This window comes from Sporosarcina sp. SAFN-015 (assembly GCF_059415085.1).
This window is the reverse complement of record NZ_JBPFDR010000004.1, coordinates 227,352-247,198: the sequence shown is the minus strand read 5'-3', so window position 1 is coordinate 247,198 and position 19,847 is coordinate 227,352. Positions and strand designations below refer to the sequence as shown.

The 19,847-nt window shown below is 44.0% G+C and carries 17 protein-coding genes; 8 read left to right on the top strand and 9 right to left on the bottom strand.

The genetic code is table 11. The annotated features are described in order from the left end of the window. The first annotated feature begins 206 nt into the window (after positions 1–206). From ACR65H_RS09365 to ACR65H_RS09345, 5 genes are all read left to right on the top strand, one after another. Positions 207–1,310 carry a glycosyltransferase gene (locus tag ACR65H_RS09365; RefSeq protein WP_440499912.1) on the top strand — a complete coding sequence of 368 codons (1,104 nt, stop codon included), beginning with the start codon at positions 207–209 and terminating at the stop codon, positions 1,308–1,310. Further along, positions 1,303–2,586, top strand: coding sequence for a murein biosynthesis integral membrane protein MurJ (murJ, locus tag ACR65H_RS09360; protein WP_440499911.1), 1,284 nt, complete (start codon positions 1,303–1,305; stop codon positions 2,584–2,586). The genes ACR65H_RS09365 and murJ overlap by 8 nt, the downstream gene beginning before the upstream one ends. Positions 2,587–2,699: 113 nt before the next feature. Continuing rightward, positions 2,700–3,800 (top strand): amidohydrolase, encoded by a 1,101-nt coding sequence (locus ACR65H_RS09355; protein WP_440499909.1) that lies wholly within the window; start codon positions 2,700–2,702, stop codon positions 3,798–3,800. 232 nt (positions 3,801–4,032) lie between these two features. Then, the gene (locus tag ACR65H_RS09350; RefSeq protein ID WP_440499908.1) at positions 4,033–5,037 is read left to right on the top strand and encodes a TAXI family TRAP transporter solute-binding subunit; all 1,005 of its coding nucleotides are present in this window, start codon (positions 4,033–4,035) and stop codon (positions 5,035–5,037) included. A 68-nt stretch (positions 5,038–5,105) separates the two neighbouring features. After that, on the top strand, positions 5,106–7,079 hold the full coding sequence (locus tag ACR65H_RS09345) for a TRAP transporter permease (protein WP_440499906.1): 1,974 nt from the start codon (positions 5,106–5,108) through the stop codon (positions 7,077–7,079). 275 nt (positions 7,080–7,354) lie between these two features. Here the strand turns inward: ACR65H_RS09345 and ACR65H_RS09340 are convergent, their stop codons facing one another. The 6 genes from ACR65H_RS09340 to ACR65H_RS09315 form a co-directional block, all read right to left on the bottom strand. After that, positions 7,355–8,929, bottom strand: a complete 1,575-nt coding sequence (locus tag ACR65H_RS09340) for a SulP family inorganic anion transporter (RefSeq protein WP_440499905.1) — start codon at positions 8,927–8,929, stop codon at positions 7,355–7,357. 174 nt (positions 8,930–9,103) lie between these two features. Continuing rightward, the gene (locus ACR65H_RS09335; RefSeq protein ID WP_440499904.1) at positions 9,104–10,762 is read right to left on the bottom strand and encodes an ABC transporter ATP-binding protein; all 1,659 of its coding nucleotides are present in this window, start codon (positions 10,760–10,762) and stop codon (positions 9,104–9,106) included. Beyond that, positions 10,759–11,526, bottom strand: coding sequence for an energy-coupling factor transporter transmembrane component T family protein (locus ACR65H_RS09330; protein ID WP_440499903.1), 768 nt, complete (start codon positions 11,524–11,526; stop codon positions 10,759–10,761). Before ACR65H_RS09330 ends, ACR65H_RS09335 begins: the two co-directional genes overlap by 4 nt. Before the next feature lie 24 nt (positions 11,527–11,550). Beyond that, entirely contained in the window at positions 11,551–12,153 is a 603-nt protein-coding gene (locus ACR65H_RS09325) for an ECF transporter S component (RefSeq protein ID WP_440499902.1), read from the bottom strand. A 196-nt stretch (positions 12,154–12,349) separates the two neighbouring features. Further along, positions 12,350–13,108 carry a C40 family peptidase gene (locus tag ACR65H_RS09320; RefSeq protein ID WP_440499901.1) on the bottom strand — a complete coding sequence of 253 codons (759 nt, stop codon included), beginning with the start codon at positions 13,106–13,108 and terminating at the stop codon, positions 12,350–12,352. A gap of 148 nt (positions 13,109–13,256) precedes the next feature. Further along, a complete protein-coding gene (locus ACR65H_RS09315) occupies positions 13,257–13,604 on the bottom strand; it encodes an SCP2 sterol-binding domain-containing protein (RefSeq protein ID WP_440499900.1) in 348 nt (115 codons plus the stop codon). Positions 13,605–13,769: 165 nt separating this feature from the next. On the opposite strand from ACR65H_RS09315, the gene ACR65H_RS09310 reads away from it, so the two are divergent. Then, a complete protein-coding gene (locus ACR65H_RS09310) occupies positions 13,770–15,662 on the top strand; it encodes a sensor domain-containing phosphodiesterase (protein ID WP_440499899.1) in 1,893 nt (630 codons plus the stop codon). Between the two features lie 84 nt (positions 15,663–15,746). On the opposite strand, the gene ACR65H_RS09305 is transcribed toward ACR65H_RS09310, so the two are convergent. From ACR65H_RS09305 to ACR65H_RS09295, 3 genes are read right to left on the bottom strand one after another with little or no spacing between them, the layout of a single operon-like run. Continuing rightward, positions 15,747–17,402, bottom strand: coding sequence for a b(o/a)3-type cytochrome-c oxidase subunit 1 (locus ACR65H_RS09305; protein WP_440499898.1), 1,656 nt, complete (start codon positions 17,400–17,402; stop codon positions 15,747–15,749). Then, positions 17,399–17,902 (bottom strand): cytochrome c oxidase subunit II, encoded by a 504-nt coding sequence (locus ACR65H_RS09300; protein WP_440499897.1) that lies wholly within the window; start codon positions 17,900–17,902, stop codon positions 17,399–17,401. Before ACR65H_RS09300 ends, ACR65H_RS09305 begins: the two co-directional genes overlap by 4 nt. A 24-nt stretch (positions 17,903–17,926) precedes the next feature. After that, positions 17,927–18,082 carry a cytochrome c oxidase subunit 2A gene (locus ACR65H_RS09295; RefSeq protein WP_440499896.1) on the bottom strand — a complete coding sequence of 52 codons (156 nt, stop codon included), beginning with the start codon at positions 18,080–18,082 and terminating at the stop codon, positions 17,927–17,929. Between the two features lie 305 nt (positions 18,083–18,387). On the opposite strand from ACR65H_RS09295, the gene ACR65H_RS09290 reads away from it, so the two are divergent. Both ACR65H_RS09290 and ACR65H_RS09285 read left to right on the top strand, forming a co-directional pair. Beyond that, positions 18,388–19,089 carry a glucosamine-6-phosphate deaminase gene (locus ACR65H_RS09290; protein ID WP_440499895.1) on the top strand — a complete coding sequence of 234 codons (702 nt, stop codon included), beginning with the start codon at positions 18,388–18,390 and terminating at the stop codon, positions 19,087–19,089. 195 nt (positions 19,090–19,284) lie between these two features. Next, complete coding sequence (locus tag ACR65H_RS09285; RefSeq protein ID WP_440499894.1) at positions 19,285–19,779, top strand: C40 family peptidase; 495 nt, start codon at positions 19,285–19,287, stop codon at positions 19,777–19,779. Positions 19,780–19,847 lie beyond the last annotated feature (68 nt).

Below are 19,847 nucleotides of genomic sequence, written 5' to 3'. Positions count from 1 at the left end.
GTGAATTTTGTAGGAAAGTTTAATTATAAAGACAATCTACTGTTATTTTTCAATTTTCATCAATATTTTAGGTATTTCACCCTGAGTTTCTTCGTAGCAAAAATGGTATATGACAGACATGTTACAAAAATGAAAGGAACATACTTATGGTATAATCGTTTAATGTGTATAGAGTACAGACTTACAGTAGATGGGATGAGAAATAAATGCGCAGAATCGCAGTTTTCAGTAATATGTACCCTTCGGAAAAGCACCCGACATACGGTATTTTCGTTAAAAATCAAGTGGAGCTGTTACGCTCAAAAGGAATTCAAGTCGATCTTATTGCAATCGATGAGCCGGGAAAAGGGAAAGCCGCCACTTTGAAAAAATATATGGCCTGGTTTCTGAAATCAATCGGCTTTTTATTACAGAATAAAAGGCATCTATCATTGACGCATGCACATTATGCATTTCCGACAGGAGTTCTTTCATTAATAGGGAAGAAGCTTTTCGGAATTCCATACGTTGTAACTGTGCATGGCGGTGATATTGATAAAATGGCCGCAAAAAGTGAACGTATCGCGGGTTATACGCGAAAGGTCCTGCAAGGGGCGGATGCAGTCATTACGGTAGGGGAACGATTGAAGAATGATGTCATTACAAGATTTGGTGTAAAGGAAGAGCAAGTCCATGTCATGAGCATGGGAGTCAACATGGAGATCTTCCAACCGATGCCGAAGGAAGATGCGCGTAAAGAGTTGGGCATCCCTTCGACCGAAAAACTTCTATTGTTCGTCGGGAATATGATCGAAGCGAAAGGCGTGCTCGACCTTGTCGATGCGTTCAACATCGTGCAAAAAGACCATCCTGAAGCTGCACTTCATATGATCGGATCGAGTAAAGACGAAAGATTCATGGAGACGTTGGCGAAGCGGCTGCTGTCGAATGGTGTCCGGATTTCCCATCAGGAACCGTTGCCTCAGAAGGACATTACAAAATGGATTGCAGCAGCGGATGTTTTCGTTTTGCCTTCCCACCATGAAGGCTTTGGTCTTGTTGCACTCGAAGCGATGGCGGTAGGTACAATGGTAGTTGGAACTGACGTCGGAGGCCTTTCATTCCTGCTTGGCAATGAAGCCGGTATTCTCGTTGAGCCGAAAAAACCGGAATCTCTAGCGGCCGGATTAAAACAAGCATTGGAAGAGCCGTCGGAAGCAGGAAAGAAAATTGCTGAAAAGAAAGTGGCGGAACATACGTATGATGTCATTGCCGAACGATTGACGGCAATCTATGATGCTGTGTCGAAAGGGAAGAATACAAATGAGTAAAATGATGAAAATCATCGGCACAGTTGCCATCATCAATATTGCAGCTCGGCTATTTGGCTTTTTGCGTGAAGTGGTCATCGGGAAACAGTTCGGGACAAGCGCAGCTGCGGATGCAATTGCTACTGCCTATACGATTCCGAATTTCATTTACCTCGTCGTAGGCGGCGGGTTGACGACGGCTTTCATTTCCGTCTATCATTCCTCCAAAACCGACAAAGCCATTTTCGTCAGAAGAATGTTTACGTCGGTATTGATGGCCGCAACAATTATCACGGTCCTTGCTGTCATTTTCGCAGGACCATTATTGCGGATCGCATTTAATGATTTAACGCCATCACAATTTGAATTGACATATACGCTATTCCTATGGATGATGCCTTCCACGATCATTCTTGTCCTTTCGACATGGATGAGCGGTTTATTGAATCTGAACGACAAATTTAAGCTGTCGAGTATTGCGATCCTCGTTTACAACGCTGCTTTCGTCATCATTTCTGCACCGCTTGTCAAATGGTACGGCCCGACTGCATACGGAATCGGAGCACTATTAGGTGCGGTGCTCATGGGCGTCTTTTTATTCGCAGGCATCAAAAAAAGCAAGCTTTATTCACTGAAGCCGACACTTGGCAAGTCGGAAGACGTGAAGCGAGTATGGATTATCGCATTGCCGATTCTACTAGGCGGCGCATCGATGCAATTCTATGCGTTCATCCATAGAATTGCTGCCGCAGGATTAAGCGAAGGCGTCATCTCAGCTGTCAACTACGCGTCCAAGCTGAGCAATTTCCCACAAGCGATTATGATGACAGCTGTCACGACTGTCATCTATCCGATGTTAAGCAAGAAGGAAGGCGAAGGGGATAATGAAACAGTTAAGAAACTGTATAAAAAAGGAATGCTCCTGCTAGCGGCATTAATTGCACCAGCCACTGCAGTCGCCTATTTCTTCGCTGATCCGCTCGTTCGACTCATTTTCGAACGTGGAGAATTCGACGAAGCATCGGTGTTAATTACAGTTCCGATTTTCAAGGTATTCGCGTTGTCAATGTTCTTCCTTGCGGCGAACACATATGTGACCCGTTTTTATTACGCAAAAGGCAACTCGATGCTGCCTGTTATTTTCAGTCTCATCAGTGTGCTAGGCATTAATATTGCTATCATTTATTTGTTCATCGATTCTCTCGGTCCTACAGCAATTGCATACGGAACCGTCATCAGCTCAGCTATCAACTTGCTCATGCTTGTTATTTATGCAAGAGTGAAATGGAAGCTGTAAACAAAATATCCCGCCGCAGAATCGACTGCGTGCGGGATATTTTTTTATCTATTATTCCAATTCGATTTGAGCTATTCTGAATAAAAGAAGAAACGAGAGTAGGAGAGATGACAATGTCCATTGAAAAACAGATAGGGGAATGGTTCGCCCATTTTCATACGAATCCTGAAATTAGTTGGAAAGAGGTTGAAACGACGAAGAAGATAGCTGAAATCCTAACGGAAATGAATGTGCAGCATCATACATTCGATGATGTGACAGGCGTGGTGGCGGAAATCGGGAGCGGGGATCGGATCATCGCAGTACGGGCCGATATGGATGCGCTATGGCAAGACGTGGATGGCGTATACCGGGCGAACCATTCGTGCGGGCATGATGCAAATATGTCGATGGTGCTCGGTGCGCTCTCCTATTTGCAAGAGCGGCAAATCGGCAGCCGCATCCGTTTCATTTTCCAGCCAGCGGAAGAGAAAGGGAATGGGGCTAAATCAATGATCGAAAGAGGAGCGATCGATGGCGTTTCCCATTTATTCGGCGTACATTTACGGCCACAGGAAGAGACCCCTTTCGGCAAAATCTCTCCTGCAATCCATCACGGGGCTGCGCTATTCCTTGAAGGGAAAGTTACAGGAGTAGATGCTCATGGTGCGCGGCCGCAGCAAGGAAAGAATGCGCTTGATCCGATATTCGCGATTGCGCAATTCCTGAAAACAATCCATTTCTCGCCATATGAAGCATATTCCGCAAAATTGACGAAAGTACAGGCGGGTGGCGAAAGCTTGAATATCATTCCGGGGAACGCAATGTTTGCGATTGATACACGGGCTCAGGCAAACTCAGTGCTGAATGAATTGAAGGAGCGCATCGATGCGGGAATCAAATCGATTGCACAGCTATACGGTGTACGTATCGATTTGAATTGGTCTGATTATACGCCTGCCGCAGAAGTGTCCGAAGAAGCCGCTTCAATAGCGAAAGAAGCGATTGTGGAGGCGCTTGGGGAAGAGGCGCTTGCACCTGCGATTATCACATCAGGCAGCGATGATTTCCATTTTTATACGATTCACAACCCTGAGTTGAAAGCAGCGATGATCGGGGTAGGAGCCGATTTAGGCCCGGGTCTCCACCACCCGAATATGACATTTAATCGAGATGCGCTCGACATGGGAGCGAAAGTGTTGGCGGCGACGTTGGCGAAAGCTTCATTTGAATAAAAACGAAAACTCTATCTACCGGACGATCGCCGGAAAGATGGAGTTTTTTAATTTATCATCTATTACGTTTAATCAGAATTAAGTGAAATTTAATTGCTTATTGAGCATATTTAAGTATAATTATTGGTAGACTCCTTTTTTCATAGCGTCAATACCTCTATAAGAGCTCCACTTTTCTTCATTTTTGTAAGCGCTTACGAGAAGGGAAAATGAAAAATGAGGGGGAACGACAGTGAAAAGAAATCGTGTAAAAGTTTTAGTGTTCATGCTGCTAGGTGCTTTGCTTGTGTTATCTGCATGTAGTGGTGGAGGGAAAAAGAATATTGCAATCGGCCCGCCGGCTAGTGAAACGAACAATGTATCCAAAATCATTTTGGATGCTTATGGAATTGGTGACGGCGACTATACAGCATTCCAAGAAGGCTTTGGAGATGCAGCTGACGGCGTACAAGACGGTAATATCGACATCTCAATCGGAATTTTAGGCCTTCCTGCGGCAAGCATTGAAAGCTTGCAAGCATCTGCCGGGGACGTGAAAATGCTAAGCCTATCAGATGAAGCGATTAAGAAGATCGAAGAAGAATCGGGCTACAAACGGTTCACAATCCCTAAGGAGTCCTATGAATTCCTGACAGAAGATGTGGAGACTGTAACAGCTTTCGCTATCTTAATGGGTAATACGGACACAATTGACGAAGAACTTGGCTATGAATTAGCGAAAAGCATGATTGAAAACGCAAGCGAAAATACGCATGCACAAGCAAAGCAAATGATTTTGGAAAATGCATTGAATGGTGCTGAAGGGCTGTTAATCCACCCTGGCGCGAAAAAGTATTACGAGGAACAAGGATTGACGGTCGACAATGAAGTGGCTGAATTGACAGCTACAGCAGGGAATCGAAAAGAAGAATTTACGCTAGGCACAGGAAGCCAAGGAGGAACGTATTACCCGCTTGGCGGTGAGATGGCAAACCTTTGGAATAAGTATATTGACGGTATTAACGTCACAAATATGGAAACAGGGGCTTCTGTAGAAAACTTATCGTCAATTAGCCAGGGCCAGATGGATTTAGGTATGACGGTCCATGTCCCTGCACTGAATGCTAGAAATGGAAAAGCTGATTTCGAAGGCAATCCTGTGGAAAACGCAGCGTTCATCGGACATATTTATCCGGAAGTTGTTCAAATCGTAACGAGAGAAAAAACAAAAATCAGCAGCTTTGAAGATGTGAAATAAAGGTCAATTTGCAAAGGGGAACCGGTTCATTCAACAGAATATAGTCAAGTCAAGAAAGGCGGCAAAATATGAAAAATCATAAGGTGGTAGATGCACAAGAGATACTTGAGAAATTTGACAAGGAAAGTCAATTCCGTGTTCAAATCGGTAGATGGGCATACGTCGTTACCTTTCTTGCAGTTTCACTCACGATTTTCCATCTATATACGGGGGCAACGAGTGTTCTGCCATCGCAACAGCAAGGAGCTATCCACCTTGGTACGGCTCTAGGAATCATATTCCTTCTTTATCCGGCAAAGAAGGCATGGAGGAAAACGCAGAAAAAAGTCCCTTGGTATGATGTGCTGTTGGCGTTTACAGCAATGTATGTGGCGTATCATAAAATATTTTTTTACGATTCAATTCTCCAAAGCAGGGTTTCGGGCTATAGCTCATTGAATATCATCATTTCAATCTTGGGCGTATTACTCGTATTGGAGGCCACTCGAAGGACAGTAGGTCTGCCAATCGTCATCGTTGCGAGCATTGCGATGTTATACGCAATGTATGGAAACCTCGTTCCGACTCGTATCTTATCCCACCAAGGATTTGCTCTCGATCGGACGATGACGAACCTTTGGTATCGTGAAAGCGGTGTTTTCGGAACTCCGATCCAAATTTCCGCGAAATTCATTTTCCTGTTTCTGTTTTTCGGGGTTCTTCTTGTCAATACACCGATCGGCAGGTTCTTCAATAATCTGGCGTTTTCATTAACCGGGCGTTATACAGGCGGAACCGCGAAGACAGCTGTTGTAGCAAGTGCACTTCAAGGAACGGTATCTGGAAGCTCTGTCGGAAACACTGTAGCGACTGGAAGCTTCACAATTCCGATGATGAAAAAGGCGGGTTTTAAGCCGGAATTCGCTGCAGCAACAGAAGCATCCGCTTCGACAGGAGGTCAAATCATGCCTCCTATGATGGGTGCTGCCGCTTTCATCATGATGGAGTACCTTGGCGTCAGCTACTCAACGATTATGCTGGCTGCTCTGATTCCAGCTATCCTGTACTTTACAGGGATTTTCATCGGAACGCATTTCGAGGCAAAACGGCTAAAAATTCATGGGCTGCCAAAGTCCGAGCTTCCGGTTTTCAAAAAGATATTTGTACGAGATGGTTATATGATCATTCCTCTCTTAGTCATCATCGTTACAATTATGTCGGGCTTTACGCCGCAACGCGCTGCATTATTCGGAATCCTATCGGCTGTTGTTATCTGGATTTTTAATGCGTTTTACAGAAAGGAATCCGAGTTTAGTGTAAAAAGAGTCATTTATGTACTTGAGCAAGGAGGTAGGGTCGCTCTTCCTGTCATATCGGCTGTCGCAACAGCCGGCATCATCGCCGGTGTTGTAAGTATGACGGGATTAGGCGCAAAATTTGCAGCGGGTATTATCGCCCTATCAAATGGCTATTTAATTTTGGCGCTATTCTTCACAATGATTGCTTGTATTGTGTTAGGAATGGGATTGCCGACAACCGCTAACTACGTTGTTACTGCAACGATTGCGGCTCCAGCGCTTATTAATGAATTCGGCATTGCGCCGATTGCTGCGCATATGTTCGTCTTCTATTTTGGTATCGTAGCGGACATAACGCCGCCGGTCTGCTTAGCGGCCTATGCAGGAGCAGGGATTGCCAAGGCGAACCCGTTCAAGACTGGAGTAACCGCTGTAAAGCTGGCGATTGCCGCTTTCATCATTCCATATATATTCATCTATAATCCGATTCTCGTATTTGTTGACGTCACTCCAGTGAAGCTCGTAATTTCCATCACAACCGCGTTAATTGGCATGATGGGAGTCAGCAGCGCCGTCATTGGATTCTTCGTACGGAATGCACGTATGTGGGAACGATTTGTCCTATTTGGTGCCGGTTTGATGCTTATCATCCCCGAGCTAGTATCAAGTGCTATTGGACTTCTGCTTATCGCAATCATCTGGTTCATTCAGAGGAAAAGACCGGAAGAAGAGGAAAAGCAGGCTATTAAAGAAGTTGTTGTATAAGATAAAAGCTGTCGCCCGAAAACAGGTGACAGCTTCAGAGTGTAGACAAAGTCGTTTTTGGACTTTGTCTACACTCTTTTTAAGGCAAGTGGCAATGTGCAGGAATTTCCTCAGCCTGATTGAAAACGCTTGCCAGCCTAGGCGCGAAGTCGAGCGAAGACGCGAATAGAACTAAAGTTCATGAGCGGACGAGCGAGACGAGCAACAACGGATGCGAGCGTTTGTCAACAGGCTGAAGCTGTCGCCCGAAACGAGGTGACAGCTTTTTACGTATTTTACATGAAGAAATTCTCTTCGCCTATACGGTTATACAATCCGCTCTTTTTGAACAAAGATAGTTTCTGCTTCGGCAATTTCTTCACAATGATTCTCACGTTCTTTTTGCTAGCGCTATCTAATAAAGCGGATAACGCAGCTTCGCCCGTCGCGTCGATCATTGATAAGTGCTCCAAATCTAAAATGATATTAGCCGTCCCATTCGAAAGGAGATCGGGCATCTTATCCTCAAACGTCTTAGCCGTACCGAAAAACAACGGTCCCTCGATACTATACTTCGTAACGTCTTCTCCGAACTTATGAATTTCGACATCGGAAACTTTATCCATCGCAATATGAAGCTTGCCACTCATCTTACGCAAGAAGGAAAGAGCAGCCAATAGGATCCCGACTTGAACAGCTACTGTCAAGTTAATAAATATAGTAAGTATAAATGTTATCAGCAAGACAATTGAATCGCTGGATCTGACAGATAAAATATGAATGAATGCTTTTCTTGCACTCATATTCCAAGCGACAAACATTAATATAGGAGCCATTGCTGCTAATGGGATATAGGAAGCAAACGGAGCAAATACTAAAATGAATAACAAGACGAAAACACTTTGGATCATGCCTGATACTGGACTGACAGCGCCTGATCGAATATTTGTCGCTGTTCGCGCAATCGCTCCCGTCGCGGGAATGCCACCGAATAACGGTGTAATGATATTCGCAATCCCTTGACCGAAAAGTTCCCGTTTCGAATCATGTTTCAGTCCTTCTTTCATGCCATCTGCAACGACTGCCGATAATAATGATTCAATTGCGCCTAGCGCGGCAATGATCAATGCAGGCTGCCAAAGGCTAACGAGTTTGGACAATGTGATTTGGGGAAGTTGAAATCCCGGCAATGATTGAGGAATACCGCCAAACGCTGTGCCGATCGTCTCCAGTTTTCCAGGATACAACAAGACGGATACGATGGTTGGAATTAAAAGAGCGAAGAGCAGCAACGGAATTCGAGGAGCGACTTTCGGCAAAATGAAAATCATAGCTAGACCAATTACAGCGGTAAGTACACTGAAGACATTCACCGTATGGAGATGCTTGGCGACATCGATCATATTTTCATGAAAGAATTCCTTGCTTTCCAAACCTGAAAGGCCGAGGAAGTTTCCGAATTGCCCTGTGAAAATGATAATTGCAATACCTGAAGTGAAACCGATCGTTACAGATCTTGGAACAAAATGAATGAGGTTGCTGACGCCTGCAAAACTCATGATCACTAGGAAAATACCAGCTAGAAACCCGGCAATTAATAGGTCTTCGTAGCCGTATTGAAGGACAATTGCTAGAAGGATAGGGATGAATGCACCCGTCGGACCGGCAATTTGAAAACGGGATCCACCTAAGAGGGCGACGAGAAAACCAGCAATGATCGTCGTATATAAACCATACTCAGGTTTAACGCCTGAGGCAATTGCAAAAGCCATCCCGAGTGGAATGGCTACGATACCGACAGTAATCCCTGAAAGTAAATCTTTCCGAAATCCCGACGCATTATAATCAACAAAACGCTGATCTTTGAACAAGGCGGTCACACTTCTTCCACTGTATTTGTAAAAATATTTCCTATCTTCATTATAAGTGAAAAATGCAGTGCTGACAAGGTCCCATGCTAAAAGTCAATGGTCCAAAGCTTACTACAACTGAGGGCAGCCGCAAAAGGTCAACTCTCCCTGACTTTCAGGGCAGCCCTTCAAAAATTACGCAAGTTCAGTTTCTTTCAATACAATATAATCATATCCCAATCGTTTCACTAGTTTCGTAACATGCGGCTGCTCGACCCGTGCAACCCGCAATGCTTCCTCCTGAGCAAACGCCTCGCGAGTCTCACCGTCGAAAAGCATTTCACCATTGCTGAAAATGATTGTACGCCCGAATGTTTCCGCGACAAAATCCATGTCATGCAAAATGCAGATGACAAGTTTGTCTTTTTCATAGAGCGAATGAATCATTTCTTTCACCTTCGCCTTCCCCCGTACATCCTGCCCCATCGTCGGTTCGTCGAAAATGACAATATCCGTATCCATCGCGAGTATCGACGCCATCGCAACCATTTTCCGTTCCGCAAGGCTCAAGTCATACGGATTTTCTTCCGCTTTATCGGCAAGACCAACTAGCGCAAGCATCTCTCTTGAATTTGCAAGAGCTTCTGCATCGGTTTGGCCGATATTCAATGGACCGAACATTACTTCATCAATCACTTTATGTTTGAATATCTGGTCGTTTGGATTTTGGAAGATGAGCCCGATTTGGCTTGCCAACTTTGCAGCGGTCATTGCAGATATTGGCATTCCATTCATTAATATTTCGCCGGAATCAGGTTTTAATAGTGCCTTTATTAGTTTAACGAACGTCGTTTTTCCTGCTCCGTTTTCCCCGATGATCGCAATTGGCTCACCACTCAACGAAACGTTCAGTCCGCGAATGACATCCCGTCCTTTTTCATAGCTGAAATGAAGATTCCGGACGGTGAGTGTCGGCGTCATTATTTTATGTGAATCCATTTGATCTACCGGCTTAAATTGAATTTCCCGATGCATTGGCATTTCATTCAGAGATATTGGATAATATCCGGTTGCATCATTTCGCAAGCCGAGAGCTCGTGCGATTTTTACATACATAGGAGGCTCGACTCCGAATGCATGCAAATCGTCTTTTGAAAAGACTTCGTCGGGCTTTCCGTCCTCGATTAACTTCCCATCATGCATCAAGAGAATCCTATCAGCGTATGCCGCAAGCTTTTCCATTTTCTGCTCCACCATAATGATCGTCATTCCTACATCTGCCAACTTTTCAACAATGCGGAACACTTCTTCAGCGCCTTGCGGATCAAGCTGGGAAGTCGGTTCGTCAAGAATGAGGATTTCAGGTTTCATGGCAATGACGCTAGCAATGGCGACACGCTGCATTTGTCCTCCAGATAACGAAAATGGATTCTTCTCTTGCAATCCTTCAATATTAAGCAGCTTCATACTTTCACGAATCCGTTCATGCATGACATGGCGCGGTACGCCTTGATTTTCCAATCCGAATGCAATTTCATCATAGACAGTGAACTTGGCTCCTGTCATTTGTGAAAAAGGATTTTCAAGCACAAGTCCGACTCGTGAGGTAATTTCACTTATGTCATGCGATAAAACATCCTTGCCGTCAATAAAAACATCTCCGCCATAGGAACCTTTAAAAAAGTGGGGGACAAGTCCGCTCAACGCGTAGCATAATGTCGTCTTTCCAGCCGTATTCATGCCGGCGACTCCAATGAACTCACCTTTTTCCACTGTAAATGAAATATTATCGAGTGCGAAATGGGGGCTATCCGGATACTTATATTTCAAATTCTCTACACGTAAAAGACTCATGAACTCACCCTCCATACGATGACAGCCAAAAAGAAGGCGATCAATGCAATCCGCATCGGCACCCCATATCGGTAGCTTGCCCTCTCATATAAAAACGTCCGTCTCACTTTGGCACTGAATCCGCGTATTTCTAATGCGATAGACCGTTCACGTGTTTCTGTAAGGGAATTCAGGACGACGGGACCTAGGAGGGGAAGGAATGACTTGAATCGCATCCAAAGTCCGCCTTCTGTCTCCATTCCACGAGCCCGCTGCGCATCAGTTATTTTGCCGGTTAGTGCGACCATTTGCGGGATGATCTGCAGAACTGACAGCAGCACATAACCGAACTTCGGCGACATACCTTTTTGAAGCAATGCCTCTACAAGATCATCAGGTTTTGTCGTTAAAATGAGCACACCGAAAGCCGCGACCATATTGACGACCCGGAGCGTGATAAGAAAGGCGATCGCAAAGCCTTCCTTATAAATCGTTATCGGGCCGATATCAAATAGAACCGTCATGCGATCAGGATGAAAGAAACCTTGAACGATGATGATGGATGCGATTAACAGAAAGCTGACCCCGATGATCGGCAAAATGTATTTGATTACTTTACCGATCATCAAGATGATGAAAGTGAACAGAAGGATTCCGAGCACGGCTAGATGGTCCGAGATGATATATGTTGATGCTATGGAAATGAAGACGAATAATAGCTTTGTCAAGGGATCCACGTTATGGACCGGTGAATTCCTATGCACGTACAATGTCATAATGTTCATTCGAATCCCTCCTGCAGGCAGTGCTTACAATCTTTCAATCTCACTTTGGTTGTTATACATAAGTTTCACGTTCTTCGGCAACCCTTTGAAGATCAAGAAACTGAGCAGTACTGTGACCACTTTGTCGGGTACATCGACGACGATGCTGTCCGCGAATGAAGCGAGCCAAAGCGGCATGTCTTTTGCAAGCATCGTTGCAAATAATGCATCGCCCCAAACGTTCCCTGTCGTCCCTTCCCAAAAAATAATATTGAGAGGAGTTGATACGATCGCCGCGATGAATCCAACGACGACCCCAAGAATGATTGCTTTGCCGATATTCGAAATCCACCCTCTATACGCCATGACCCCGACAACGATTCCGATGACTGCCTGGGTAATTGCATATACGAAAGATACTGGGTCCGTCGTGAACCCATAGACGATATTATTAACAATCCCGACAATGGCGCCGACAAGCGGACCTGCAAGCATACTCGCAAGTGCTGTCCCAATGGCATCGACCCATAATGGCAGCTTCAAAACGCTTGCAAACAGTTTTCCTAAAAAGTTGATGCCGACCGCTGCTGGAATTAATACAAACGCAGCCGTTGAAAATTGCAAAGACCACATACGCTTCTTTTTCATTCTTATTCTCCTTTTCTTTTGTAATCATGATAGATGTCAAGACACATGACTATACTAATCTAATATGAAGAAATAGGGAAGCGATTTTTAAAAATATCTCCTTATTCTCATCTTATGCGGGCACTTCTGCTTGGGCGTCTCGACTTACGGACAATAAAAAAGACCAAGAGAAGTTCATCTCTTGGTCTGATGCATATTATCTAACTGATTGAAGTTGAGTGAAGCGGGTGAAGCCGACGAATTTGTCTCTCCAGTAAGCGGAATCGACTGCCGCAATTTCAACTTTTTTTGTTCCGGCATGAATGAACTTGCCGTCACCTATATAAATACCCGCATGCGAAATGCCCTCGCGATACGTATTTTCAAAGAAAACGAGATCTCCTGGAACTGGCTCGTCCACATGCTGCGAATTCATGAACATGCTGATCGTGTCTAACCTCGGTAATTGAAGCCCTGCATTTGTAAACACATAATAGATGAAACCGCTGCAATCGAACCCTTCAGGCGTAACGCCGGCCCATACATAAGGTGTATCAAGAAGCGGCAGTGCCACTTCGACTGATGCAATTTGAATGTCTTGGGCTGATTTCGACAAGTTCGGTAAAAGGGGCTTGTCCTTTTCTTCGGCCGGTTTGAAGAAGCTTGTAGATGAAGTCGTCTTCGCGACTGTCAAGCTTTTATTGATTTCTTTCGTACTGATAGCGTTTTGTTTCTCTGGCTGCTTCGTCACAGCAGGCTTTTTTACAAGTAGTTTTTGAGAAACTTTTATGGAATCAGTCGTAAGATTGTTCATTTGTTTCAATTCGTCTACAGTCAACTTATGCAGGGAAGCGATTTTCCATAGGGAATCACCGGTTTTAACAGTGTACTCTTCAGTGGCGGCTTCCGCATTGCTGGCAGCGATGCATGTCGCAAGAGCAAAAGTGGCCATCACCGAAAAAACTTTCTTTTTCACTCATATTTCCCCCTCTTAGACAAACTTCTATAATTCTATTTTACTAGTAATCTATTCGTAACACAAGAGGGTAGAAAGCTGGCGAAACGTGAAATTCTGTGGAATAAAAAACGCTGTTTAATGTTTCGTAAACAGCGTGAACGTACTATTAGAATGTATATTGTTTTAATAAGTTTTCAAGCTTCAGCGCAAGACCGATATTTCCTTTCACTTTCAATTTTCCCATCATGAAAGCTGCGGTTGAATTCAAGTTGCCCTCAAGCAATTTCTTAAAGTCGCCAACACTCATCTTCAATGCACAATCGACGTCACCCGGGTCGCCATGAATAGTCTCCGCTTCACCATCTGCAAACTTCAAGCCGTACATGCCGCCATCCTCACCAGCTAAATCGAAAGAATATGACGCATTCATTCCCTCGATTGGTCCTTTATTAGCGCTCAGCTGTGAATCAATTTCAGTCCAAATCTCTTCCATCGTCAATTTTTCCAAATTCATTGGGGAACACCATCCTTACCGTTAAATGAGTGACTATTCATTCAGTATACCATATACTTCGAAAAGAATTATGTAAAAATACGTATTATCTCTCAAAAAAATTGGAATTTTGTCGATAGAAAGGGGTAGGTATAGTAGTAGGTAGAAAGGGGATGCATAACGCCGATGAATCGTACTCAAGAAGAACTCAACTTAATTTTAGAGGAGCTTCAAAAGAAGCAGGAATTCATATTTAAGCAGGCGAAGCAGTCGGACCTTTCACGAAAATCGATTGCCCCTGTCTTAGAAGAATTATGCATTCGCATATCAAAGATAATGGCTTGCGATCGTGTGAGCATTTGGTTATTTAATGAAAAACGAACGCTCTTGACCGCACAAAATACATTCCACAAAAATAGATCAACTCATACATCTGGAGAAATAATCCGTGCCGAAGAGTTGCCATCTTATTTTGAAGCGGTCCAACAAGAGCGGATATTAGCGATTTCAGACGTTTCAACAGATCAGGCAATGAAAGAATTGCTGCACAATCCATTTTACGCTGATAAGGAAGTGAAATCGCTTATTGACGCTACGATTATCTTAAGTAGAGGGATTGGTGGTGTTATCTGCTGCGAGTCGGTTCATTCGAGAACATGGACATATCTCGATAAAGTCCTAGTTGCATCCATTGCAGATATGCTCTCATTTATTTTTGACCGGCTTGAGAGAATCGAAGTGGAGGAACATGTGCATAGTCTTGCTTATGTCGATCCATTGACCGGGCTCAATAATCAATATTCATTCACAGAAAAGGTAATCGAGCAAATTGAAGGTTTCGAAAAAGGGCAGCGGGGAGTCTTCATATATCTAGTACTCGATCAATATACCAATATGCAAAGCGTGCTCGGACCTGATGGCGCAGATCAAATATTAATGATCACAGCGAATCGTTTGAAGAGATTGTTCCAATATCCTGCACAAACTGCAAGATTGGCTTTCGATCATTTCATCATTTTCCTTCCTTTTAGCGGAGAATTGGAAAGCGAAATGGAGAAGATCGAGCAGATTGTCAATCGATTGAAGCGTCCGATGCATGTAAGCGGACAAGAATTGTATTTGACTTTCAGCTATGGTGCCTCTGTCTATCCAGAGCATGCGACAAACGTGAAATATGGTGTTCAGGCGGCATATATGGCATTGCAATCAGGAAAAGAGGCGTTTGTCCGTAAAAGCGGGAGGCTTTACAATCCAGAGATGCATACATATTTGAAAGAGACGATGCTTTCGGAAATGAACTTGCGTAAAGGCCTCGATTTGAATGAATTCAAATTGCACTTTCAGCCGCAAGTGAATTGCCGGACGGGAGAAGTGATAGGCTTTGAAGCGTTGATCCGATGGCAGCATCCGGAACGCGGCCTCATTTTCCCAGGGGAGTTTATAGAGCTCGCCGAATCGACCGGACTTATCATACCGATTGGTGAATGGGTGATCAAGCAAGCAGCTGAACAGGTGCGGGAGTGGAAAGAGGAGGGGTTGAAGCATATAACGGTGTCGGTCAATTTATCACCAAGGCATTTCCTCCATCATAATCTTCCTTCCTATTTGGATACATGCATCGCTGAAGCGAACATTAAACCGAAAAATATTATGTTGGAAATAACAGAAAATGTCGCTTTGGAAGATACGGAAGCTGTCGCCAACCGGATTACTCTATTGCAAAAAATGGGTTATTCTGTTTCCATCGATGATTTTGGGAAAGGGTATTCTGCATTCATTTATTTACAGCATTTCCCGATCCAGCAAATTAAGATTGATCGCCAGTTCATCAATGGTCTCGGTAATGATCCGAAAAGTTCCGGCATCGTCCAAACGATCATTCATTTAGCCGAAATGCTCGGTCTGCAGACGATTGGTGAAGGTGTCGAAACGAAAGAGCAATGGGATCTTCTGAAGGAGTTCGGCTGTTCCGAGCTGCAAGGATATTATTTCAGCAAGCCTCTCCCTGTCGAAGAAATTAATGATTTGATCCACACTCATAGGCGAGGCAGAAAATTGCTTTTGCCTTCCGCGTTATAATGAAGATAAGCCTTACGCTACGGAAAATACCGAAGCGTAAGGCTTTATTATTGTTACAAACTTTATGCTCTTCGCTTTTGTATATTATCGCCCAATCGGCCAGTCGAATGGCAATGATCCCGGTGGGGAATGCTTAATAATGTCGAAGACTGGAATAGTATAAGCGAATAGGATAAGAGCGACTGTTATTCCGATCCATAAATACCAATTTTCCAAGATTTTTGGAGTCGGATCGGCGTCCACTTCTTCTTCCGCAATCGGGAATTCCTGAACGCCGCGTGGTGCAAAGAATGCGAGCTGGATGAAGATATAGATCATCATGATGATGCCGATGAAAAGAATTGTACCTCCGACAGCTTGCGCAATTTGATAGCTGATCCACGTATCGACTTGCGCGCCGCCAGCGTAAGTCGAAAAGTTTGAACGCCTCGGGCCGCCAAGGAGACCTTGAATATGCATAGATGTCGACATGATCGTCATCCCGACTGTCCAAACGATCGTTTGAATGATCCCAAGCTTGTTTAATTTCGGTGTTAATCTTCTTCCTGTCAAATGGGGAACGAGCCAATAGGCAATACCGAAATATGTTAAGATGACTGTCGTTGCAACCGTCAAGTGGAAATGTCCTGTCACCCATATCGTATTATGGATGAGCGTATTCATTTGGTGGGAAGCATTGACGATACCGCCAGCGCCGCCAGGAATGAATGCCACCATGCCGATGAATGGTGCAAGAAAACGAACGTCCTTCCAAGGCAAATGCTTGAACCAACCGAAAAGCCCTTTATGACCTTTCCGGCGGCCTGTCGTTTCAAATGTTGCAAAGATGGAAAACGCCGTCATTAAAGTCGGTATGACAACCATGAATGTCAAGACAACTTGGATGAATTTCCATGTGGGATCAATACCAGGCTCTGTCAACTGGTGATGGAATCCGACCGGAATCGAAAACATAAGCAAAAGGATGAATGATAGCCTTGCAAGCGAGTCGCTGAACAATTTGCCGCCAATAATTTTCGGGATGATTGCATACCATGCCATATATGCAGGGAGCAGCCAGAAATAGACGAGCGGATGGCCGAAATACCAGAAAAGCGTACGGCTCAATAAGACGTTGATTGTCGCCGCGTATCCTAAAGACCAAGGGATGAATTGAATTAATACGGAAGTAGCGACACCGAGAGATGCGATGAACCACATCGCCATATTGATAACGACCATGAATGCGAGCAATGGAGATTTTTGTCCCGGATTCGCTTTCTTCCAAACGTACAGCTGACGGAAGTTGACAAAAACAGCTATCCAGCTGCCGACGATGACTAATGCCAAACCGATATAAAATGCAGCATGTGCACGCAAAGGAGCATAGAATGTGTACAGTACGTTCGCTTGCCCTACTAAAATTGTCGTCGCTGCGATAACTGTACCGACGAGCATTGTCCAAAACGCAACCCAGCCCCATTTGTATTGTTTATCAGAAATACCGACCGTCTTCCCCATAAGGGCAAATTGGAAACCGACGATGAAAAACGTTGTTAATACTAAACCTAAAATGACGCCGTGCACCGTTAAAATCGTGTAGTAGTTAATTCCGAATGGCAATTGGAATTGGCCGGAACGGGACAGAGTTTGCAAGAGTCCCATAAGCCCGCCTATGAGCAAGGAAGCAAATGTTACATGCATGAACGCCATGTAGAGCCGGGCTTCCTTCTTCGGGAACAGATAGTTTTTCAACATCATTCATACACCTCCACGGTTGCAAACATTTGATGGTGGCCGATACCGCAATACTCATTGCAGACGACAGTAAATTCGCCGGTGTTTTTCATGACTGTTTCAAGCCGACTTACGTGTCCTGGCTCAACCATCATGTTGACATTCGTGCCTGCAACTTGGAACCCGTGCACGACGTCCTTAGTAGTGATCTGGAATAAAACAGTGGAACCTTTTGGCACGCGGATTTTTTTAACAGGTTTTCCGTCTGCATCTGTGCCAAAATCGTAGTTGAACGCGGAAGCAACGATATTGACGGTATATTTGCCTTCCGCCACTTCACGAAGGCCGAGATTTTCAGGTTTGAAAGATTCGTGCGCTTCGACGTTTTGTGGGTCGATCGTTTCGATATGACTCATTGGATGTGTCCCTTTCCAGAAAGCTGCGAATCCGATAATTACAAGGAAAAGTGCGAGAGAACCCAATCCGAATGTAAGCCAAATCTTTTCGTATTTATGCAAATGCATCGTATTTCCTCCTAATGAGTCTCATTATCTAGATAAAAATAGTGCGTAAAGTCCAAACCATGTTACTAGGATGAAGACACCTAACAGCATGACTGAGATGAAGGTCCCTTTCAGATTGATGCCGGTATGAGGATTGCCGGATTGTTCTGCCGGGCGCTTCTTGGAATTGCTTGTAGCCATACTTTCCACCTCCTGCATTGAAGTTGTTAGCTCATACTTTTATCATAAGCACGAGGGGAAAATAGAGAATTAGGGAAATCCCTATGAATCTGCAATTTACGAAAGAGTCCACATTTTGTTCACATCGTCTTCAAAAATTAGACATATACGTTTTCGCAGACGAAATGTGTTTCGGAAGAAAAAGAAAGGGAATAGAAGTGTGGTCAGTCTTTTTGTGTAAATTATTCGTTTTATTGACCATACTGTTTTTGGAAATTAAAATAAGACAGTAAGACCAAATCTATAATGAAAGTCGGTTGAGAAGAATGGAAAAATGTAAACTTATTCAAGTTGAAAGCCCTGAAAAAGGAGCGGAACGCTTTTTTGAGTTGATAAAAGAAGAACTTGAGCATAATCGACTTCATGTGCTTGGATTGGCAACAGGAAGTACAATGATCCCTGTCTATAAAAAATTGACAGAATCGGAGCTGGACTTTTCGGATGTGACGACATTCAATCTAGATGAATACGTCGGCTTGCCTGCATCCAGCCCGAATAGCTATGCATACTTCATGAAAGATAACTTATTCAGCAAGAAAAAATTCAAAGATACGAATATACCGGACGGCATGGCAGAGGATCTCGAAGCAGAGTGCAAACGATATGAGAAAGCATTGCAAGATGCAAAGCTCGATATTCAACTACTCGGCGTCGGTGAAAACGGACATATCGCGTTCAATGAACCTGGCACTCCGAAAGATTCCGTCACACACGTTGCAACTTTGACTGAATCGACACTCGGTGTAAACAGCCAATACTTTGAAAACGACGAGAAAATCCCTAACACAGCATTGACAATGGGAATCGCCTCTATTATGAGTGCCAAAAAATTGGTTCTCCTCGCATTCGGTGAGAAAAAACGCCCAGCGATTACAAAAGTGCTCGAAGGCAAAATCGATCCGGACTGGACGATCACATACCTGCTCGAACATAACGACGTAACAATTATTACAGACTTAGAATTATAATTTTAATGGAGAGCCGTGTCCTTGTCGGATGCGGCTTTTTCTTATGGGAAGAATAATGACAAGAATGTTTCAAAGAGAATATTTTGTGGATTTTTGTAATATTTCTGTTACCGAAATGTAATATTGGACGAGCATAGTACATGGTAAAGTAATCTCAGATGATTTATTCAGATAAATAAAAATTCGGGGGATCATATGAGAATACTTTCACGCATGCAAAAGTCGATTGCATTTTTTGCGATTGTCTTTGTATTATTGTTCACACCTACCATTGGTCAAGCTGAAGCATCATCATCCGACTCGGCTTCAATTTCAGAAACGGCTTCAAGCCTAATTGGCATTCGGTATGCTTATGGCGGCACAACAACAGCTGGATTTGATTGTTCCGGGTATGTAAGTTATGTCTTCAATCAACATGGCATTAAGCTATCCCGCACTTCATCAGGTATGTATGCATCCGGGGAAAAGGTCGATAAGAGCGATCTTATCGAAGGGGATCTTGTGTTTTTTAATACAACTGGCAAAGGGGTTTCCCACGTCGGCATCTACGTAGGCGATGGTAATTTTGCACATGCATCAACTTCAAAAGGCGTGCGGATCGATAAACTTAACGACCCTCATTACTGGGGCAAGCGATATGTCGGAGCGAAACGCATTTCAGGCGCTAATGACGTGGCGTTCAATAAATAAAGTTCAAAACGGATTCCTTTATGGGGAATCCGTTTTTTTTATTTTGATATGTTGATAGGTCCAAAGTA

Coding starts and splice junctions, on each gene's coding strand:
- ACR65H_RS09365 (WP_440499912.1), top strand. CDS start 207: ATGCGCAGAATCGCAGTTTTCAGTAATATGTACCCTTCGGAAAAGCAC.
- murJ (WP_440499911.1), top strand. CDS start 1,303: ATGAGTAAAATGATGAAAATCATCGGCACAGTTGCCATCATCAATATT.
- ACR65H_RS09355 (WP_440499909.1), top strand. CDS start 2,700: ATGTCCATTGAAAAACAGATAGGGGAATGGTTCGCCCATTTTCATACG.
- ACR65H_RS09345 (WP_440499906.1), top strand. CDS start 5,106: ATGAAAAATCATAAGGTGGTAGATGCACAAGAGATACTTGAGAAATTT.
- ACR65H_RS09335 (WP_440499904.1), bottom strand. CDS start 10,762: ATGAGTCTTTTACGTGTAGAGAATTTGAAATATAAGTATCCGGATAGC.
- ACR65H_RS09330 (WP_440499903.1), bottom strand. CDS start 11,526: ATGAACATTATGACATTGTACGTGCATAGGAATTCACCGGTCCATAAC.
- ACR65H_RS09325 (WP_440499902.1), bottom strand. CDS start 12,153: ATGAAAAAGAAGCGTATGTGGTCTTTGCAATTTTCAACGGCTGCGTTT.
- ACR65H_RS09315 (WP_440499900.1), bottom strand. CDS start 13,604: ATGAATTTGGAAAAATTGACGATGGAAGAGATTTGGACTGAAATTGAT.
- ACR65H_RS09310 (WP_440499899.1), top strand. CDS start 13,770: ATGAATCGTACTCAAGAAGAACTCAACTTAATTTTAGAGGAGCTTCAA.
- ACR65H_RS09305 (WP_440499898.1), bottom strand. CDS start 17,402: ATGATGTTGAAAAACTATCTGTTCCCGAAGAAGGAAGCCCGGCTCTAC.
- ACR65H_RS09300 (WP_440499897.1), bottom strand. CDS start 17,902: ATGCATTTGCATAAATACGAAAAGATTTGGCTTACATTCGGATTGGGT.
- ACR65H_RS09295 (WP_440499896.1), bottom strand. CDS start 18,082: ATGGCTACAAGCAATTCCAAGAAGCGCCCGGCAGAACAATCCGGCAAT.
- ACR65H_RS09290 (WP_440499895.1), top strand. CDS start 18,388: ATGGAAAAATGTAAACTTATTCAAGTTGAAAGCCCTGAAAAAGGAGCG.
- ACR65H_RS09285 (WP_440499894.1), top strand. CDS start 19,285: ATGAGAATACTTTCACGCATGCAAAAGTCGATTGCATTTTTTGCGATT.